The following is an 18,754-nucleotide window of genomic DNA, read 5'->3' on the forward strand; positions in this document are numbered from 1 at the left end:
TGCACCCCTCTTGTATCTAAGCTGTGCGCATGGCATCCGCACCCCCAGCAGCCGACCGCGTCTACATGCACGTCAAGCAGGCCGTCCTCGACCGTCGGTACGAGGGGGGCACGCTGCTCACGGAGGGCGAACTCGCCCTGGCCGTCGGGGTGTCCCGCACCCCGGTACGGGAAGCCCTGCTGAAGCTGGAGATGGAAGGGCTGCTCAAGCTCTACCCGAAGAAGGGCGCGCTCGTCCTCGCCGTCTCCGCGCAGGAGATCGCCGATGTCGTCGAGACCCGGCTGCTCGTCGAGGAGTTCGCCGTCCGCCGGGCCGTCCCCGCGTCCGCCGCGCTCGTCGAGCGGCTCGAAGAGCTCCTGGAGGAGCAGAAGCGGCATGCCGAGACCGGGGACCTCGCGGAGGTCGCCGTCACCGACCGCTGCTTCCACGCCGAGATCGTCAAGTACGCCGGGAACCAGATCCTCGCCCGCCTCTACGACCAGCTGCGCGACCGTCAGCTTCGGATGGGCGTCGCCGTGATGCAGTCCCAGCCCGACCGGATCGCCAAGAACATCACCGAGCACGCCGAGATCCTGGAGAGGATCAAGGCCGGTGACGTCGAGGGCGCGGCGAGCTGCGTCCGCCAGCACCTGAGCTGGGTCAAGGTCCTGGTCCGGGGTGAGGACCGGTGAGCCGCGACGGATACGGATCAGCCGTCACCCTCCCGGGTGACCCGCCCGGAGGCCGGCGCGCCGCCCTGGTCTGGGGCGTCGGCGTCGCCGTCTACTTCGTCGCCGTCATCTTCCGTACGTCCCTGGGCGTTGCCGGCCTCGACGCCGCCGACCGCTTCGACGTCAACGCCTCCGCCCTCTCCACCTTCTCGATACTCCAGCTGCTGGTCTACGCCGGGATGCAGATACCGGTCGGCCTCATGGTCGACCGCCTCGGCACCAAGAAGGTGCTGACCATCGGCGTCGTGCTCTTCACGATCGGCCAGCTCGGCTTCGCGCTCGCGCCCTCGTACGGCATGGCCCTCGCCGCCCGCGCCCTGCTCGGCTGTGGTGACGCGATGACCTTCATCAGCGTGCTGCGTCTGGGCACCCGCTGGTTCCCCGCCCGGCGCGGTCCCCTCATCGGCCAGGTCGCCGCGCTCTTCGGCATGGCGGGCAACCTCGTCTCCACCATCTTCATCGCGCGCGCCCTGCACGGCATGGGCTGGACGACCACCTTCGTCGGCAGCTCGATCGCCGGCGTCGTCGTGCTCGTCCTGCTGCTGCTCTTCCTCAGGGACCACCCCGAGGGGTACGAGCCGCCGCCCGCCGCGCAGGCCGGCGCCGTGTTCGTCCGCCGCCAGATCGCCGAGTCCTGGCGGGAGCCGGGCACCCGGCTCGGCATGTGGGTGCACTTCACGACCCAGTTCCCGGCGATGGTGTTCCTGCTGCTGTGGGGGCTGCCGTTCCTCGTCGAGGCCCAGGGCCTCTCCCGGGGCGTCGCGGGCGAGCTGCTGACGCTGGTCGTGCTCTCCAACATGGTGGTGGGGCTCGCGTACGGGCAGATCATCGCCCGGCACCACGCGGCCAGGGCCCCGCTCGCCCTCGGCACGGTCGCGGCGACGGCGCTGCTGTGGAGCGCCACCCTCGCGTACCCCGGCGACCGCGCCCCGATGTGGCTGCTGATCACCCTCTGCGCGGTCCTCGGCGCCTGCGGCCCCGCCTCGATGATCGGCTTCGACTTCGCCCGCCCCGCCAACCCGCCGGAGCGTCAGGGAACGGCGTCGGGAATCGTCAACATGGGTGGTTTCATCGCCTCGATGACGACGCTGCTCGCGGTCGGCGTCCTCCTCGACGCGACCGGCGACAACTACCGGATCGCCTTCTCGTCCGTCTTCGTCCTGGAGGCGCTGGGCATCGTGCAGATCCTGCGCCTGAAGGCCCGTACGGCCCGCCGGGAGAGAGAACGCCTCGTCGCCAGCCGCGTCGAGACGGTCCACGTGCCAGCCTGAGCCGGCCGCCTGAGCCGGCCGCCTGAGGGGGCGGCTCACCTCAGGGGAGTGCCCCGCCCGGGCACGCGCCGGCCAGGGACGCCCCCTCAGGGAGTCACGGCGAAGTTGTCCAGGATGGCCTGCGCCAGGTCCGTGTCGCCCTCGATCTTGATCCGGTCGGCAACGGCCGCCGGACGGACCCGGCCGCAGGCCAGCCGTACGTACGTCTCCCAGTCCAGCGCCAGCGTGACCGCCGGCCCCAGCGACGGAGCCCCGTCCACCGAGCCGCGGCCCTCCCCGTCGACCCGCACCGTCCGCAGGAACTCCACCGGGCCGTGCACATCCACCACGACCGCCGAGTTCGGCGGCGCGCCCGCGTCCTTCGCGACCACCTTCGGCAGGGCGGCCAGCAGGTTGTCCCGGGTCACGAGCGCGCCGGGGGAGTCCAGGTTGCCGGGCTTCCCGAGCGCGATCCGCAGGTCCTGCTCGTGCACCCACACGTCGAAGGCCCGCATCCGGTACGCCACTTCGAGGGTCTGCTCGGCGCCGAGCGGCGCGCGGATCAGGTGGTCAGGCTGACGGTTCTCGTTGCGCAGCTGACGCGCCCGGCGGATCAGGATGTACTCCAGCTCCGAGGTCATCTCGGGGCCGGTGTGGTGCCGCCGCACATCGACCTGCATCTCCATGTAGCGCGCGAACTCACTGCGTACGTGGTAGAGATCGCGGGGCAGCGAGTGGATGGGGCGCGGATCGCCCAGCATCTCGCACTCCAGGCCGATCACATGGGACACGATGTCGCGCACCGACCAGCCCGGGCACGGTGTCGCGCGGTTCCACTCGCCTTCCACGAGCGGCTGCACCAGCTCGGATATCGCTTCGATGGAGTGGGTCCAGGCGTCGGCGTAGGTCTGGAGGCTGGGATGGACGGTCACGGGACCCCTCGGCGGTTCTGCGGTGCACGGGCTGACGATCGAGCGGACAGGCGGGCTGGAGACAAGACTGCGTGGGAGGCTCGGACGCTAAGTTACGCTGCCCGAAGGCACCCCGGCAGTGCTTTCGTGTGACGATCGTAGGCCCGTGTTGACGGCTCGAATGCCAGGACGGTGGTAGTGTGCGCGCCTCGCTGATCCAGATCGCAGTAGACCCGGACGAACCGGTCGTTTCGCGCCGTGCGCGGGTGGCGGGGCTGGTGCGCGCGGAGCGCGGCGCCGCTGATCTCGTCGTCCTGCCGGAGCTGTGGCCGATGGGCGCGTTCGCGTACGAGTCCTTCGCGGCGGAGTCCGAACCGCTGCGCGGACCCACGTACGAGGCGATGTCGGCCGCCGCCCGGGACGCGGGCGTCTGGCTGCACGCCGGATCGATCGTCGAGGCGGCCGACGGAGCCCTCTTCAACACCTCGCTCGTCTTCACCCCGGCCGGAGAACTCGCCGCGCGGTACCGCAAGATCCACCGCTTCGGCTTCGACAAGGGCGAGGCCGTGATGATGGCGGCGGGGGACGAGCTGGTGACGGTCGCCCTGCCGGAGCTGACGGTGGGCGTCGGCACCTGTTACGACCTGCGCTTCCCGGAGCTGTTCCGGGGCCTGGTGGACGCGGGCGCCCAGGCGTTCGTCGTTCCGGCGGGCTGGCCGGCCCGCCGCCGCGCCCACTGGACTCTGCTCGCGCAGGCGCGGGCGGTGGAGAACCAGGCGTACGTGCTGGCCTGCGGCACGGCCGGCACCCACGCGGGCGTGGAGCAGGCCGGGCACTCGATCGTGGTGGACCCGTGGGGCGAGGTCCTCGCGGAGGCGGGCCCGGGCGAGGAGACCCTGCGGGTGGAGCTGGACGCGGAGCGGGTGACCACGACGAGGGAGCAGTTCCCGGCACTGAAGGACCGGGTGCTGTAGGCCACCCGGCAGGCTCAGTCCTCCCGCTCCCGTTCCGCCATCCGGATCACGCACACGGCGACCGCGATGAGCAGCGCCGCGTCGGCGTCCTCGCGGACGACGTTCACCGCGTACGTGTCCCGGACGTGGATCCACTGCCGGGAGATGTGGGCGAGGAGTTCGCCGTCGTACTCGACCGCGAACTCCCGGTCCAGGATCCGCCCGCTGACGTCCAGTTCGGTGCCCTCGACGAGCGTGACCCGGAAGTGGTTGCGGAGCAGGGAGAGCCGCTTCCTGCGGACGGTGGCGAGCGGCCGGTCGTCCTGCTCGATCGTCATCGTGTCCCGCAGGCTGAACATCTTCTGCCGCAGCGTGACCAGGACGTGCCCGGTGGGATCCTTCAGCTCCAGCGTGTCGCGCAGCCGCAGGGCCTTGCCGTCGACGAGGAAGGCGTGGCGGCCGTGCTCGTCCTCGATCCAGTAGTCGTCACCGATGGCGAAGATTTTGTCCCGTACGAGATATTTCATGCCCGGATGCGTTCCCCGCGAGGCGACGATTCACGCCGCTCGCAGGGTCCGCGCCGTGCACTCCGTTCATGACCAGAAGAAGGTCCTGAAGGTGGTGGAGTCGCTGCGCAGCGGCAGTGCGACCGGCGTTTGCAAGGGCCGGCGCACGTCGCCCGTACCCCGGTAGATCCGGGAGCCGGACGGCCCGACCGCGTACAGCTCCGCCGAGCCGTCCCTGTTGCCGAGGGGCACGAGGTGGCTTTCACAGCCGGATGGCAAGCTTGAAGCATGAACGATGCCGCCCCGGCGCCCGCCCCCGCGCCCCGCCGCCGTGCCCGTGTCCGTGCCCCCGAGCTGATCGGCAAGGGCGGCTGGATCAACACCGGGGACAAGGATCTGAACCTCGCCGACTTCCGCGGTCGCATCCTGATCCTGGATTTCTGGACCTTCTGCTGCATCAACTGCCTGCACGTCCTCGACGAGCTCCGTGACCTGGAGGAGAAGCACCGCGACACGCTCGTGATCGTCGGCGTGCACTCCCCGAAGTTCGTCCACGAGGCCGAGCACCAGGCCGTCGTCGACGCCGTCGAGCGGTACGAGGTGCACCACCCCGTCCTCGACGACCCCGAGCTCGCGACCTGGAAGCAGTACGCCGTACGCGCCTGGCCGACGCTCGTCGTCATCGACCCCGAGGGGTACGTCGTCGCCCAGCACGCGGGCGAGGGGCACGCGAACGCGATCCGGACGCTCGTCGAGGAGCTGGAGGCCGAGCACGAGGCCAAGGGGACGCTGCGGCGCGGGGACGGACCGTATGTGCCGCCGGAGCCCGTCGCGACCGACCTGCGCTTCCCGGGCAAGGCCGTCCTCCTCGGGAGCGGCAACTTCCTGGTCTCCGACACCACCCGCCACCAGCTCGTCGAGCTCGAGCCCGACGGGGAGACGGTGGTGCGGCGGATCGGGGACGGCGCGTTCCGCGAGCCGCAGGGGCTCACCGTGCTCCCCGACGGCAAGGTCGTCGTCGCCGACACCGTGAACCACGCGCTGCGGACGTACGACCCCGCCACCGGAGTGATCGAGCGGATCGCCGGCACCGGCAAGCAGTGGTGGCAGGGGTCGCCGACCTCCGGGCCGGCTCTCGACGTGGACCTCTCCTCGCCGTGGGACGTGGCCTGGTGGCAGGGCAAGGTCTGGATCGCGATGGCCGGTGTCCACCAGCTGTGGACGTACGACCCGGAGACGCGGACCGTCGCCGTCGCGGCCGGTACGACGAACGAGGGGCTCGTCGACGGGCCGGCCGCCGAGGCCTGGTTCGCGCAGCCCTCCGGGCTCGCCGCCACCGAGGACCGGCTGTGGATCGCCGACTCCGAGACGAGCGCGCTGCGCTGGATCGACACCGAGGGCGTCGTCCACACGGCCGTCGGCACCGGGCTCTTCGACTTCGGCCACCGCGACGGTGCCGCCGGCCAGGCGCTGCTCCAGCACCCGCTCGGTGTGACCGCCCTCCCCGACGGCTCGGTCGCGATCGCCGACACGTACAACCACGCCCTGCGCCGCTTCGACCCGGCGTCCGGCGAAGTGACGACGCTGGCGACCGATCTGCGCGAGCCGAGCGACGCCGTCCTCGTCGGGGACGAGATCGTGGTCGTCGAGTCGGCCCGGCACCGGCTGACCCGGCTGCGGCTGCCCGAGGAGGCGGTCCAGGTCGAGGCGGTCGCCCACCGTACGCAGCGCGAGGCCACCGAGGTCGCGCCGGGCCGCCTCCGGCTCGACGTGGTCTTCCAGGCGCCGACGGGCCAGAAGCTCGACGAGCGCTACGGCCCCTCCACCCGGCTCCTCGTCTCCTCGACCCCGCCGGAGCTGCTGCTCGGCGGCGAGGGCACGGGCACGGACCTCTTCCGGGAGCTCGACCTCGACCCGGAGATCACCGAGGGCGTCCTGCACGTCTCGGCCATGGCGGCGTCCTGCGACGACGACCCGGCCAACGAGTACCCGGCCTGCCATGTGCACCAGCAGGACTGGGGCGTTCCGGTGAAGGTGACGGCCGACGGCGTCGCCCGCCTCCCGCTCATCCTCGCGGGCATGGACGCGTAGCGCCCGTACCCCGCCAGGGGGTGTCCCCTAGCGCACGATCCCCTGGTTACGGGACGGCCGCCCGGCCGCACCGTCCAGACAACCGGCCACCCACGCCCCCGGGTCGTGGGTGGCCGGCCTGCCGCCCATGCCCGTCCGCTCCATGTCCGCGCACTCGCCGTCCCGCAACTGCCGGAACTTGGCGATCCGGACGGCCTGCACATAGCCGCCCTCGTAGGCGATGTCGGTGCCCCAGGGCGGGCGTTCGTCGTACCTGGCGACGACGATGCCGGCCACGGCCGTGCCGGTCAGCACGGCCGTGGCGAGGCAGGCGATGAACTTCCCCCGGGGAGGGCCCTCGTGACGATCCATGAGGTAGACGGTGCCGGTCCGCGCCTTTCCCGGATGTTTCGGCGGCCCCGGCGGGCAGGGTTTCCCGTACCCGCGCCGTGACGAGGACCGGTCCGCCGTCAGTACCCGCGGTCGCGCCGGTCCTCCTCCACGACCGTGGGGCCGACGGCCGGTGGAACGACGACCCGTCGGCGCCGGGCGATGCTGGTGAAGGTCGCCACGCCGATGAGACCGACCACCATCATGATCAGTCCGACCAGGTCGAGGTTGATGCCGTCGAGTTCCCAGTCCGTGGCGAACGTGAGGATCGCGCCGACGGCTATGAGGATGATGCACCCTCCCAGTCCCATGAATCCCGCCTCCTAAGGGGTAGTTGGGATCGGGTACCCGGGTTTCGGCGCGTCATCCCTCCAGGAAGGCCACCAGGGCGTTCGCCAGGAGGTACGGGTCGTCCGCGCCGCAGAGTTCACGGGCGCTGTGCATCGACAGGCAGGCGACGCCGATGTCGACCGTGCTGATGCCGTGGCGCGCGGCGGTGATCGGGCCGATCGTCGTGCCGCAGGGCATGTCGTTGTTGGAGACGAAGGTCTGCCACGGCACGCCCGCCCTCTCGCAGGCCGCGGCGAACACCGCCCGGCCGCTGCCGTCGGTGGCGTACCGCTGGTTGACGTTCACCTTGAGGATCGGGCCGCCGTTGGGGCGCGGGTGGTGCGTCGGGTCGTGGCGCTCCGCGTAGTTGGGGTGGACCGCGTGGCCGACGTCCGAGGAGAGGCAGATCGATCCCGCGAAGGCGCGGGCGCGGTCCTCGTAGGCGCCGCCGCGGGCGTAGACGGAGCGCTCCAGGACGTTGCCGAGGAGCGGGCCCTGGGCGCCGGTGTCGGCCTCGGAGCCGTTCTCCTCGTGGTCGAAGGCGGCGAGGACGGGGATGTACGGGAGGTCCCCGCGTCCCGAGACGGCGGCCAGGGCGGCCACGCCCGCGTGGACGGAGATCAGGTTGTCCATGCGCGGCCCGGCGAGGAGTTCGCGGTCGCGGCCGAGGTAGGCGGGGGCCTCGATGGCGTGGACCATCAGGTCCCAGCCGCCGACGTCCTCCGCGTCGACGCCCGCCTCCTCCGCCACGAAGCGGATCAGGTCGCCCTCGTGGACCTCGCCGAGGCCCCAGATCGGCTGCATGTGGCGCTGCCGTTCGAGCTTGAGGCCTTCGTTGGCCTGGCGGTCGAGGTGGATCGCGAGCTGCGGGACGCGCAGCACCGCGCGGTCCACGTTCACCAGGTGGTGGCTGCCGTCCCGCAGGGTCAGACGGCCCGCGAGGCCGAGGTCGCGGTCGAGCCAGGTGTTCAGCAGCGTCCCGCCGTAGATCTCCACGGCGACCTGGCGCCAGCCCCGCGCGCCCATGTCGGGCTGCGGCTTGACGCGCAGGTTGGGGGAGTCGGTGTGCGCGCCGACGATCCGGAACGGGGTGTGCGCCGTGGCACCCTCCGGCACGAACCAGGCGATGAGCGCGCCGCCGCGGATCACGTACTTCCCGCCGGTCGTCCCGTCCCAGGCGGCGGTCTCCTCGACCTGCCGGAAGCCTGCCTTCTCGAGCCGCTCGGCGGCGTTCGCCACGGCGTGGTACGGCGACGGGGAAGCCGCCAGGAAGGTCATGAGGTCGTCGGTGTGGCCGCGGTCGAAGCGGGCGGTGCTCGTCATGGGTTCACCTTACGCACGCCCCGGAATACGGCGCCGGGGCCCCGAAAGACGGAACGGCCCGCTCCCTCCCGGGCCGTGTGGCCGGGGAAAGCGGAACGGCCCGCTCCCCTCCCCGGGAGCGAGCCGTTCCTCGTTGGACGAGATGCGCTGCTAGAACGCGGCCTCGTCCAGGTCCATCAGCGAGCCGTCGACGGCCTCGGCCAGCGCGCGCTCGGCGCTGACGCCCGGCAGGACGTTGGCGGCGAAGAACTTCGCGGCCGCGATCTTGCCGGCGTAGAACGCCTGGTCCTTGGCGGAGGCGCCGGCGGCCAGCTTCTCGGCGGCGACGGCCGCACCCTTCAGCAGCAGGTAGCCGACGACCACGTCGCCGGAGGCCATCAGCAGGCGGGTGGTGTTGAGGCCGACCTTGTAGATGTTCTTGACGTCCTCACCGGTCGCGGTGAGGTCGGTGAGCATCGTGCCGACGATGCCCTCCAGGTCCACGGCAGCCTTGGCGAGCGCGTCGCGGGCGCCGGCCAGCTCCTCGCCACCGGTGCCGACCGCGAGGAACTTCTTGATCTCCTCGGCCAGCGCGTTCAGGGACGCGCCCTGGTCGCGGACGATCTTGCGGAAGAAGAAGTCCTGGCCCTGGATGGCCGTGGTGCCCTCGTAGAGGGTGTCGATCTTGGCGTCCCGGATGTACTGCTCGATCGGGTACTCCTGCAGGAAGCCGGAGCCGCCGAAGGTCTGGAGCGACTGCGCGAGCTGCTCGTAGCCCTTCTCGGAGCCGTAGCCCTTCACGATCGGCAGCAGCAGGTCGTTCAGGCCGATCTCGGCCTTCGCGTCCTCGCCGGCGGCCTCCTTGAGCTGGATCGCGTCCTGCACGGCGGCCGTGTAGAGGACGAGGGAGCGCATGCCCTCCGCGTACGCCTTCTGCGTCATCAGCGAGCGGCGGACGTCGGGGTGGTGCGTGATGGTGACCTTGGGCGCGGCCTTGTCCATGAAGTTCGCCAGGTCGGTGCCCTGGACGCGCTCCTTGGCGTACTCCAGGGCGTTGAGGTAGCCCGTGGAGAGGGTGGAGATCGCCTTCGTGCCGACCATCATGCGGGCGAACTCGATGATGAGGAACATCTGGCGGATGCCGTCGTGCTTGTCGCCGATCAGCCAGCCCTTGGCGGGGTGCTGGTCGCCGAAGGTCATCTCGCACGTGTTGGAGGCCTTGAGGCCCATCTTGTGCTCGACGTTCGTGGCGTACACGCCGTTGCGCTCGCCCAGCTCGCCGGTCTCCCAGTCGAAGTGGTACTTCGGTACGAGGAAGAGGGAGAGGCCCTTGGTGCCGGGGCCGTGACCCTCGGGGCGGGCGAGGACGTAGTGGAGGATGTTCTCCTCCATGTCGTGCTCACCGGAGGTGATGAAGCGCTTCACGCCCTCGATGTGCCAGGAGCCGTCGTCCTGCTGGACCGCCTTCGTGCGGCCGGCGCCGACGTCCGAGCCCGCGTCGGGCTCGGTGAGGACCATGGTGGAGCCCCACTGGCGCTCGACGGCGATCTGCGCGACCTTCTTCTGCGCCTCGTTGCCCTCGTTGAAGAGGATGCCGGCGAAGGCCGGGCCGGAGGAGTACATCCACACGGCCGGGTTCGCGCCGAGGATCAGCTCCGCGTAGGCCCAGATCAGGGAGCGCGGGGAGGTGGTGCCGCCGATCTCCTCGGGCAGGCCGAGGCGCCAGTACTCGGAGTCCATGAAGGCCTTGTAGGACTTCTTGAAGCTGGCCGGGACCGGGGCGGTGTTCGTCTCGGGGTCGAAGACCGGCGGGTTGCGGTCGGCGTCGGCGAAGGACTCCGCGAGCTCGTTCTCGGAGAGGCGGGTCAGCTCCTCCAGGACGCTCTTGGCGGTCTCGACGTCCATCTCCTCGAACGGACCGGTGCCGTACACCTTGTCGCGCCCGAGCACCTCGAAGAGGTTGAACTCGATGTCGCGGAGATTCGACTTGTAGTGCCCCATGGCGACGGCTCCGTAAGGATCGGGGAGGCAGGTTCCTCGTACACGTACCAGCGAGTAGCTAATGCTCTCAATCGATAATGCTACCCGCCGGTAATAAGAAGCAACCCCTATCCGGTCATCTGTGACGACAATCGCTGTGCCGACCGGTGGGGACAGGGGTGTCCGTGCCCGCGAGGTGACCACCCCGTAGGGGTCATGCGGGGGCGGCGCGGTCGATAGTCTGGGAACCATGTACGGCTACGACCAGACTCCGGGTGCCCAGCAGTACGCGCCGCCTCCGCAGCAGGGCATGCATCCCGGCATGCAGCCGGGCATGCAGGGCGGTGCACCGCAGGGCGGGTACGGTCAGCAGCCGCCCCTGTACCCCGAGCCCTCGCCCCCCTCCCTCGCCGACGCCGTAAGGGCCTTCACCACCGGGTCCCTCTCGGCCGAGGACTTCCAGCAGATCTTCGCGACCTCGAAGGTCTACTGCCCCCGCGGTGACAACCCCGGCTTCCTGGCCCTGCACAACACCCAGCAGCCGGTCATCCCGATGTTCACCTCGCTCAAGGAGCTGCGGCGGTACGCGGGCAAGGAGTCGAAGTACTTCGTGATCACCGGCGCCGAGGTGATCGACCTCCTCCCGACCGGCTACGGCTTCGTCCTCGACATGGAGGGCGACCACCGGATGGTCTTCGACGCGAAGGCCGTCGAGCAGATGGTCGATTTCGCGATGCGCCGGATGTACGGCTGACGCAGGCTGGAGACGTGGGAGAGCGCCCGGGAGGAATTCCTCCCGGGCGTTCCGCGTTCCGGGTGGCAGGAAGTTCATTGTTCAACTAAAGTGGTCGCACAAGGAGGTCCCGCCATGCCCGCTGTGACTGTCGAGAACCCGCTCACCCTGCCGCGCGTCGCCGCCCCGGCCGACGCCGTCTCCCGCCCCGTGCTCGCCGTGACCACGGCACCGTCCGGATTCGAGGGCGAGGGATTCCCGGTGCGCCGCGCGTTCGCCGGGATCAACTACCAGTACCTCGACCCGTTCATCATGATGGACCAGATGGGAGAGGTGGAGTACGCCCCCGGAGAGCCCAAGGGCACCCCGTGGCACCCCCACCGCGGCTTCGAGACCGTCACGTACATCATCGACGGCATCTTCGACCACCAGGACTCCAACGGCGGTGGCGGCACCATCACCAACGGCGACACCCAGTGGATGACCGCCGGCTCCGGACTGCTGCACATCGAGGCCCCGCCGGAGTCCCTCGTCGTCAGCGGCGGACTCTTCCACGGGCTCCAGCTGTGGGTGAACCTGCCCGCGTCCGACAAGATGATGGCCCCGCGCTACCAGGACATCCGCGGCGGCCAGGTGCAGCTGCTCACCTCCCCCGACGGCGGCGCGCTGATCCGCGTCATCGCGGGCGAGCTCGACGGCCACGCCGGACCGGGCATCACGCACACCCCGATCTCGATGATCCACGCGACGATCCGGCCGGGCGCCGAGGTGGCCCTGCCGTGGCGCGAGGACTTCAACGGGCTCGTCTACGTGCTCGCGGGGCGCGGCTCCGTCGGTGCGGAGCGCAGGCCGGTCCACATGGGCCAGACCGCTGTCTTCGGCAAGGGCGGCGCCCTCACCGTCCGGGCCGACGAGAAGCAGGACGGGCACACGCCCGACCTGGAGGTCGTCGTCCTCGGTGGGCAGCCGATCCGTGAGCCGATGGCGCACTACGGCCCGTTCGTCATGAACACCCAGGCCGAACTCCGCCAGGCCTTCGAGGACTTCCAGGCGGGCCGGCTCGGTACGATCCCGGCGGTCCACGGGATGGGCGAGTAGGGACCGAGGGCGGTACGGGTACGGGCACCGGTCCGGTACGCGTACGGGCATGGTTCCACGGGGTCGGGTGCGGAGCACTCGGCCCCGTACGCGTGTGCCGGTGAGGGCCCGGGCCCGCCGCTTCCGTACCCGGGCTCGTACCCGTACAAGCCCCTGACGGAGCGTCACTCGTCCGGTCTTGTAGCGCAGGACGACACGCCGGGCGGCGTGGTCCGGTGGACGGGTGCAGACGCCGAGTCCCCGCCCCCTCCTCCCCGAGGCCGCCCGACGGGTCGCCGCCTGGTGCGTCGTCCTGCTGCTCGTCGCGGGGGTCGCCGCGGTCGGGATCTGGCTGTGCGTGGTCTTCCAGACGGCCGTCACGCCCGTCCTGCTCGCCATCCTCGGCACCGCGCTCCTCGGCCCGCTCCACCGGCGGCTCGTGCGGATGAAGGTGCAGAAGTCGCTGGCCGCCGGGCTCACCGTCCTCGCGGTCCTCGGCTTCGTCGGCGGCGCCACCTACATCGTCGTCCTCGCGCTGATCGAGACCGGCGACCAGATCGTCGCCTCGCTGCGGCAGGCCGCCGTCGACATCGCCGACCATCTGGGCGCGGCCGGGACCTCGATCGACGACCTCGCCAGGAACGCGAAGGCGCTCCTGGAGAAGTTCGGCGGGACCGCCGCCTCCGGGGTGATCTCGGGGCTGAGCGTCGTCGGCCAGGTGGCCGCCATGGCCGTCCTCGCCCTGCTGCTGATCTTCTTCTTCCTCCGGGACTCCGACAAGGCCGCCGGAGCCCTGCGCTCGTTCGCCCCCCACGCGACCGGCGACACCATGGAGGCCATGGGCCGCCGCGCCTTCGAGGCCGTCGAGGGGTTCATGCGCGGGACGACCGTCGTCGCCCTCGTCGACGCGATCCTCATCACCGTCGGGCTGCTGATCCTGCGGGTGCCCGGTGCCGTCGGGCTCGGCGCGCTGGTCTTCGTCACCGCCTACATCCCCTACCTCGGCGCGTTCCTCTCCGGGGCCGTCGCCGTCCTCGTCGCCCTCGCCGACCGGGGTTTCGTCATCGCGCTCTGGGTCCTCGGCGTCGTCCTGGCCGTCCAGGTCATCGAGGGGAACGTCCTGCAGCCCATGATCCAGAGCCGGACCGTGCAGATGCACCCGGCCCTCGTCATGCTCGCCATCACGGCCGGCGCGTCCGTAGCCGGGATCCTGGGCATGCTGCTCGCCGTCCCCGTGACGGCGGCCGCGTTCGGGGTGATCGGCGAGCTGCGCGGGCGGTACGGGACACCGGAGGAAGCCGCCCCCGAGGCCTAGGGCTCAGGTCGCCGCCGGCATGCCGCCCGGCTCGAAGGACGCCAGCATCTGCTCCAGGGCCGCCTGGTCCGGGCCGACGAACGGATCGGCGTCCGGAGCCATCATCGCCGTCTCGATCATCAGGTCGGTCATCCGGACCGCGGGCGGCAGATGCGACGACAGAACGATCTCCGGGTTCATCTCCCGAAGCGGCTCCACGGTCGCCCGGTACTTCTCCGCGTCCGCGACGTGCACCCACGGGCTGTCCACGGTCGCCCACAGCAGCTGGGACCGCCGCAGCTCCTCCGGCTTGAGGTCGTTGGCGTGCCCGCTCTCGGCGAGCTCGGCGGTGGGCATCGGCCCGCCGAAGCAGTCGGAACTGAAGCAGATCCGGGTCTTCTCGTCGTAGAAGCCGACGGTCGCCGGGTTGTCGAAGAGCGGCGGCCGGAAGGCGTCGAGCACGCGGTCGCCGACGTCGATGGACTGGCCGGGGTTGAGGAAATGGACCCGGTCCATCGGCAGCGGACGCTCCGTGGTCATGATCCCGGCGCCGACGAAGGTGGTGATGACCTTCGCCCGGGGCGCGGCCACGAGGAGGTCGAAGATGCCGCCCGTGTGGTCGCGGTCGGGGTGCGTGAGCCAGATCCAGCGGATGTCGGCGGGATCGACGACCGAGCCGAGCACGCCGACGAAGTTCCGGTCGGAGAGGGAGAGCCCGGTGTCGACGACGACGGGTTCCTTGGCCGTGAGGACGTACGCGTTGACGGGGATGTGGCCGATGCCCGGCACTTCGAGGCTGTCGGCGAGGACGGTGGTGTCGCTTCCGACCTTGTGGGTGTCCATGAGGTGCTCCGTGGTCCCCCCGGCGACGGCGGGCGTATGCCACCAGTCTCCTCCGCGACGGTGGGCCTCGCGCGCGCTGCGCGGACCGGCGCGCCCGCGCTCCCCGCTCCCACGCGTACCGCGCCCCCTCCTACGCGCAGCCGCCCTTCTCCGACGGGGGCTCGTTCAGTTCGAACCAGATGGACTTGCCCTCGCCCCGCGGGTCGACGCCCCACGCGTGCGCCAGCATCTCCATCAGGACCAGGCCGCGCCCCGACGACGCCATCTCCCCCGGATGCCGCTTGTGCGGCAGCTCGTCGCTGCCGTCGGAGACCTCCACGCGCAGCCGGCGGGCGTCCTCGGTGCAGGTCACCTCGGCGACGAGGAGCGCGTCGCCGTCCGTGTGGATGAGGACGTTGGTGACCATCTCGGAGACCATCAGGACCGCCGAGTCGAGCTGGTCCTCGTCCCTCCAGTCGTGCAGCAGCTGCCGCATGTGCTGGCGGGCGGCCGCGATCCGTTCCGGCTCCGCCTGCGCGATGGTCATCATCGTGCGGCGCGGGGCCTCGCGGACGGCCGGGCCCTGGCGGGAGACGAGCAGGAGGGCGATGTCGTCCTCGCGCCGGTCGGCGAGCGGCCCGGTGGTGTGGTGCGAGCCGGGTCCGTGGACGGCCTCGACGAGGCTGTCCGCCAGGTCCTCCAGGGAGTCCTCGGCGTGCCCTTCGAGGAGCGCGCGGATCCGTTCCCAGCCGCTGTCGAGGTCGTGGCCGCCGGTCTCCAGGAGCCCGTCGGTGCACATCATCAGGGTCTCGCCGGGCTCCAGGGTGAACCGGGTCGTCGGGTAGTCGGTGTCCGGGACGATGCCGAGGGGCAGGCCGCCGGCCGTGGGACGCAGCAGCACCGTTCCGTCGGTCATCCGGACCGCCGGGTCGGGGTGCCCGGCGCGTGCGATGTCGACGACACCGGTGACCGGGTCGATCTCCAGGTAGAGGCAGGTCGCGAAGCGGGGGCCGCCGGCGTCGGCCCGCCCGTCCGGCGCGCCGCCCCCGTCTGGCCCCCCGTTGGGCCCTCCGCCCCCGTACGACGCGACGCCCCCGTACGACGCGACACCCCCGTCCGGCGCGCCCCCGTTCGGGTGTTCTCCGCGGCCGCGGACGGCCCCGTCCGCCGCGGTCCCGGTCGTGTCACCGTCGGTGATCCCGTACAGGAAGCGCGAGGCGCGGGAGAGGACGGCGTCGGGGCGGTGGCCCTCGGAGGCGTACGCGCGCAGGGCGATCCGCAGCTGGCCCATCAGCCCGGCGGCGCGCACGTCGTGGCCCTGGACGTCGCCGATGACGAGCGCGATGCGGCCGCCGGGCAGCTGGATCATGTCGTACCAGTCGCCGCCGACCTGGAGCCCGCCGCCGGTCGGCACGTACCGTGCGGCGACGTGCAGGCCCGGGATGCCGGGCCCGAGGACGGGCATCATCGTGCGCTGCAGGCCGAGCGACAGCTCGCGCTCGGACTCGGCGACACCGGCGCGGGCGAGGGCCTGGGCGAGCATCCGGGCGACCGTGGTGAGGACGGAGCGCTCGTCGGGGGTGAAGGCGACGGGGTGCTTGAAGGCGGCCATCCAGGCGCCCATGGTGCGCCCGGCGACGATCAGCGGGAGGTAGGCCCAGGACTGTCTGCCGAAGCGTCGCGCCAGCGGCCAGGTGACCGGGAAGCGGCGCAGGTACTCCTCCGGGGTCGGGAGGTAGATCGCCCGCCCGGTCCGTACGACCTCGGCCGCCGGGTAGTCGGTGTCCACCGACATCGAGGTGAAGGGGCTCTCGTCGCCCGCGCTGTGCCCGTGGTGGCCGATGATCGTCAGCCGCTCGCCGGCGACACCGAAGACGGCGAGCCCGTCCGGCGAGAAGCCCGGCATGGAGAGGGAGGCGGCGACCCGCAGCACCTCGGCGGTCGACCGCGCCTCGGCGAGCGCCCGCCCCGCGTCGAGCAGGAACGCCTCGCGCGAGCGGCGCCAGTCGCCGGTGACGGGCGTACGGGCGGCGGTGCCGGGCTGCGGCTCGGCGACCTCCTGGAGGGTGCCGACGAGTTCGTAGTCGTCACCCTCGATGAGCGGCTTGGACCTGCTCCGTACCGTACGGATCACCCGTCCGTCGCCGTCCATGATCCGCAGCCTGGCCTCGGCGAGGGTCCCTTCGGCGACGGCGAGGTTCACGACCCCGTCGATCTCGTTCCAGTCGACGGGATGAAACCGGGAGCGTACGGCCGCTTCCGTGAGCTCGACCGGTTCGGCGGGCAGCCCGAGCAGCCGGGCCGCCTCGGCGTCGAGCGTCACGGTCCCGGAAGCGTTGTCCCAGCGCCACAGGCCGGTCGCGATCGCGGCCAGGACGTCCTCGGTGCGCATTGCCCTACTTTATGAATATCGGACAGCAGGTCGCCACTGAGCGTATTCGAAAAGCGATCTTGGGTCTCCCGGTACGCTTGGTGGGTCTGCCGTCACGGCGGCACACCCCCTTGGATCCCGAAGACTGGATGAACGACGATGCATCGGTACAGGTCCCACACCTGCGGCGAGCTCCGCGCCTCTGACGTCGGCACCGACGTCCGGCTGAGCGGCTGGCTGCACAATCGGCGCGACCTGGGCGGCATCCTCTTCATCGATCTGCGCGATCACTACGGCATCACGCAGCTCGTCGCCCGGCCCGGCACCGCCGCCGCCGAGGTCCTCGACAAGCTGACGAAGGAGACCGTCGTCCGCGTGGACGGCAAGGTCGTCTCGCGTGGCGCGGAGAACGTCAACCCGGAGCTCGCCACCGGCGAGATCGAGATCGAGGCCGCCACGGTCGAGGTCCTGGGCGCGGCGAAGCAGATCCCCTTCACCGTCAACGCCGACGACGGCGTGAACGAGGAGCGGCGCCTGGAGTACCGCTTCCTCGACCTGCGCCGCGAGCGCATGCACCGCAACATCATGCTGCGCTCCGCCGTCATCGCCTCCATCCGCTCCAAGATGGTGGCCCTCGGTTTCAACGAGATGGCGACCCCGATCCTCGCCGCGACCTCCCCCGAGGGCGCCCGTGACTTCGTGGTCCCGTCCCGTCTGAACCCGGGCAAGTTCTACGCGCTGCCGCAGGCGCCGCAGCAGTTCAAGCAGCTGCTGATGATCTCCGGCTTCGACCGCTACTTCCAGATCGCGCCGTGCTTCCGCGACGAGGACGCGCGCGCCGACCGTTCGCCGGGCGAGTTCTACCAGCTCGACGTCGAGATGAGCTTCGTCGAGCAGGAGGACGTCTTCCAGCCGATCGAGAAGCTCATGACCGAGCTGTTCGAGGAGTTCGGCGGCGGGCGTCACGTCACGTCCCCGTTCCCGCGGATCCCGTTCCGCGAGTCGATGCTCAAGTACGGCAACGACAAGCCGGACCTGCGTACGGCTCTCGAACTGGTCGACATCTCCGACGTCTTCGAGAACTCGGAGTTCAAGGCGTTCGCGGGCAAGCACGTGCGTGCGCTCGCGGTGCCGAACACGGGTGACCAGCCGCGCAAGTTCTTCGACTCCCTCGGCGACTTCGCGGTCTCCCTGGGCGCGAAGGGCCTGGCCTGGGTCCGCGTCGGCGAGGGCAACGCCCTGACCGGCCCGATCGCCAAGTTCCTCACCGAGGAGAACGTCAAGGTCCTCACCGAGCGTCTCGGCCTGGAGCCGGGCCACGCGATCTTCTTCGGCGCGGGCGAGTTCGACGAGGTCTCCAAGATCATGGGCCCGGTCCGGGTCGAGGCCGCCAAGCGCGCCGGCCAGTTCGAGGAGGACGTCTTCCGCTTCGCGTGGATCGTCGACTTCCCGATGTACGAGCGGGACGAGGAGACCGGCAAGATCGACTTCTCGCACAACCCGTTCTCCATGCCGCAGGGCGGCCTTGAGGCTCTGGAGACGCAGGACCCGCTGGACGTCCTCGGCTGGCAGTACGACATCGTCTGCAACGGCATCGAGCTGTCCTCGGGCGCGATCCGGAACCACGAGCCCGAGATCATGTTCAAGGCCTTCGAGATCGCGGGCTACTCGCGCGAGACCGTCGAGCACGAGTTCGCGGGCATGCTCCGCGCCTTCGAGTACGGCGCCCCGCCGCACGGCGGCATCGCCCCGGGCGTGGACCGCATCGTGATGCTCCTGGCCGACGAGCCGAACATCCGCGAGACGATCGCCTTCCCGCTCAACGGCAACGCCCAGGACCTGCTGATGGGCGCCCCGACGGAACTCGACGAGGCCCGCCTGAAGGAGCTGAACATCCAGCTCCGCAAGCCGGTCGAGACGAAGGTCGTGACGGACCGTCCGGTGACGGACGCGGTCCACCCGGACGCGGCGCGATAAGAGCCCGAACGTGGTGAAGGGCCCGGGATCTTCGGATCCCGGGTCCTTCGTCGTTTCCGAGTGAGATCTCCCCATCGT

General features: G+C 70.9%; 17 protein-coding genes. 8 read left to right on the forward strand and 9 right to left on the reverse strand.

The annotated features are described in order from the left end of the window. Positions 1-29: 29 nt before the first annotated feature. Both ACZ3OF_RS17230 and ACZ3OF_RS17235 read left to right on the forward strand, forming a co-directional pair. Positions 30-671, forward strand: coding sequence for a GntR family transcriptional regulator (locus ACZ3OF_RS17230; protein ID WP_361669976.1), 642 nt, complete (start codon positions 30-32; stop codon positions 669-671). Then, positions 668-1,981, forward strand: coding sequence for an MFS transporter (locus ACZ3OF_RS17235; protein WP_467305303.1), 1,314 nt, complete (start codon positions 668-670; stop codon positions 1,979-1,981). Before ACZ3OF_RS17230 ends, ACZ3OF_RS17235 begins: the two co-directional genes overlap by 4 nt. An 86-nt stretch (positions 1,982-2,067) precedes the next feature. Here the strand turns inward: ACZ3OF_RS17235 and ACZ3OF_RS17240 are convergent, their stop codons facing one another. After that, positions 2,068-2,892 (reverse strand): maleylpyruvate isomerase family mycothiol-dependent enzyme, encoded by an 825-nt coding sequence (locus ACZ3OF_RS17240; protein WP_361669970.1) that lies wholly within the window; start codon positions 2,890-2,892, stop codon positions 2,068-2,070. Positions 2,893-3,071: 179 nt separating this feature from the next. Between ACZ3OF_RS17240 and ACZ3OF_RS17245 the strand changes: the two genes are divergently transcribed. After that, complete coding sequence (locus tag ACZ3OF_RS17245) at positions 3,072-3,845, forward strand: carbon-nitrogen family hydrolase (RefSeq protein ID WP_361669967.1); 774 nt, start codon at positions 3,072-3,074, stop codon at positions 3,843-3,845. A gap of 14 nt (positions 3,846-3,859) precedes the next feature. On the opposite strand, the gene ACZ3OF_RS17250 is transcribed toward ACZ3OF_RS17245, so the two are convergent. After that, the gene (locus ACZ3OF_RS17250; protein ID WP_361669964.1) at positions 3,860-4,351 is read right to left on the reverse strand and encodes an LURP-one-related/scramblase family protein; all 492 of its coding nucleotides are present in this window, start codon (positions 4,349-4,351) and stop codon (positions 3,860-3,862) included. Positions 4,352-4,417: 66 nt separating this feature from the next. Continuing rightward, a complete protein-coding gene (locus ACZ3OF_RS17255; RefSeq protein ID WP_467305307.1) occupies positions 4,418-4,582 on the reverse strand; it encodes a hypothetical protein in 165 nt (54 codons plus the stop codon). A gap of 36 nt (positions 4,583-4,618) precedes the next feature. On the opposite strand from ACZ3OF_RS17255, the gene ACZ3OF_RS17260 reads away from it, so the two are divergent. Next, complete coding sequence (locus ACZ3OF_RS17260; protein WP_467305309.1) at positions 4,619-6,421, forward strand: NHL domain-containing thioredoxin family protein; 1,803 nt, start codon at positions 4,619-4,621, stop codon at positions 6,419-6,421. Positions 6,422-6,448: 27 nt separating this feature from the next. Here ACZ3OF_RS17260 and ACZ3OF_RS17265 read toward each other — a convergent pair whose 3' ends face one another. The 4 genes from ACZ3OF_RS17265 to ACZ3OF_RS17280 all read right to left on the reverse strand — a co-directional run bounded on the left by ACZ3OF_RS17265 (position 6,449) and on the right by ACZ3OF_RS17280 (position 10,423). Beyond that, entirely contained in the window at positions 6,449-6,772 is a 324-nt protein-coding gene (locus tag ACZ3OF_RS17265; RefSeq protein ID WP_361669956.1) for a hypothetical protein, read from the reverse strand. Between the two features lie 98 nt (positions 6,773-6,870). After that, positions 6,871-7,101, reverse strand: coding sequence for a DUF6458 family protein (locus ACZ3OF_RS17270; protein ID WP_361669954.1), 231 nt, complete (start codon positions 7,099-7,101; stop codon positions 6,871-6,873). A 52-nt stretch (positions 7,102-7,153) separates the two neighbouring features. Continuing rightward, on the reverse strand, positions 7,154-8,443 hold the full coding sequence (locus ACZ3OF_RS17275) for a M18 family aminopeptidase (RefSeq protein ID WP_361669951.1): 1,290 nt from the start codon (positions 8,441-8,443) through the stop codon (positions 7,154-7,156). Between the two features lie 150 nt (positions 8,444-8,593). Next, positions 8,594-10,423 carry an acyl-CoA dehydrogenase gene (locus ACZ3OF_RS17280; RefSeq protein ID WP_361600400.1) on the reverse strand — a complete coding sequence of 610 codons (1,830 nt, stop codon included), beginning with the start codon at positions 10,421-10,423 and terminating at the stop codon, positions 8,594-8,596. Positions 10,424-10,652: 229 nt separating this feature from the next. On the opposite strand from ACZ3OF_RS17280, the gene ACZ3OF_RS17285 reads away from it, so the two are divergent. The 3 genes from ACZ3OF_RS17285 (at position 10,653) to ACZ3OF_RS17295 (ending at position 13,527) form a co-directional block, all read left to right on the forward strand. Beyond that, positions 10,653-11,156 carry an SseB family protein gene (locus ACZ3OF_RS17285; protein ID WP_361435275.1) on the forward strand — a complete coding sequence of 168 codons (504 nt, stop codon included), beginning with the start codon at positions 10,653-10,655 and terminating at the stop codon, positions 11,154-11,156. A 114-nt stretch (positions 11,157-11,270) separates the two neighbouring features. Continuing rightward, a complete protein-coding gene (locus tag ACZ3OF_RS17290; RefSeq protein ID WP_361669948.1) occupies positions 11,271-12,233 on the forward strand; it encodes a pirin family protein in 963 nt (320 codons plus the stop codon). Positions 12,234-12,456: 223 nt separating this feature from the next. Further along, on the forward strand, positions 12,457-13,527 hold the full coding sequence (locus ACZ3OF_RS17295; protein WP_361669945.1) for an AI-2E family transporter: 1,071 nt from the start codon (positions 12,457-12,459) through the stop codon (positions 13,525-13,527). Positions 13,528-13,530: 3 nt separating this feature from the next. Here the strand turns inward: ACZ3OF_RS17295 and ACZ3OF_RS17300 are convergent, their stop codons facing one another. Next, positions 13,531-14,349: an MBL fold metallo-hydrolase gene (locus tag ACZ3OF_RS17300; RefSeq protein ID WP_361669943.1), complete on the reverse strand. Its 819-nt coding sequence runs from the start codon at positions 14,347-14,349 to the stop codon at positions 13,531-13,533. A gap of 130 nt (positions 14,350-14,479) precedes the next feature. Next, positions 14,480-16,720: a SpoIIE family protein phosphatase gene (locus ACZ3OF_RS17305; RefSeq protein ID WP_361669940.1), complete on the reverse strand. Its 2,241-nt coding sequence runs from the start codon at positions 16,718-16,720 to the stop codon at positions 14,480-14,482. 138 nt (positions 16,721-16,858) lie between these two features. Here ACZ3OF_RS17305 and aspS point away from each other — a divergent pair, with 138 nt between their 5' ends. Next, positions 16,859-18,676 (forward strand): aspartate--tRNA ligase, encoded by a 1,818-nt coding sequence (gene aspS / locus ACZ3OF_RS17310; protein ID WP_361669937.1) that lies wholly within the window; start codon positions 16,859-16,861, stop codon positions 18,674-18,676. Positions 18,677-18,754 lie beyond the last annotated feature (78 nt).

Source organism: Streptomyces sp. NPDC022552 (assembly GCF_055561875.1).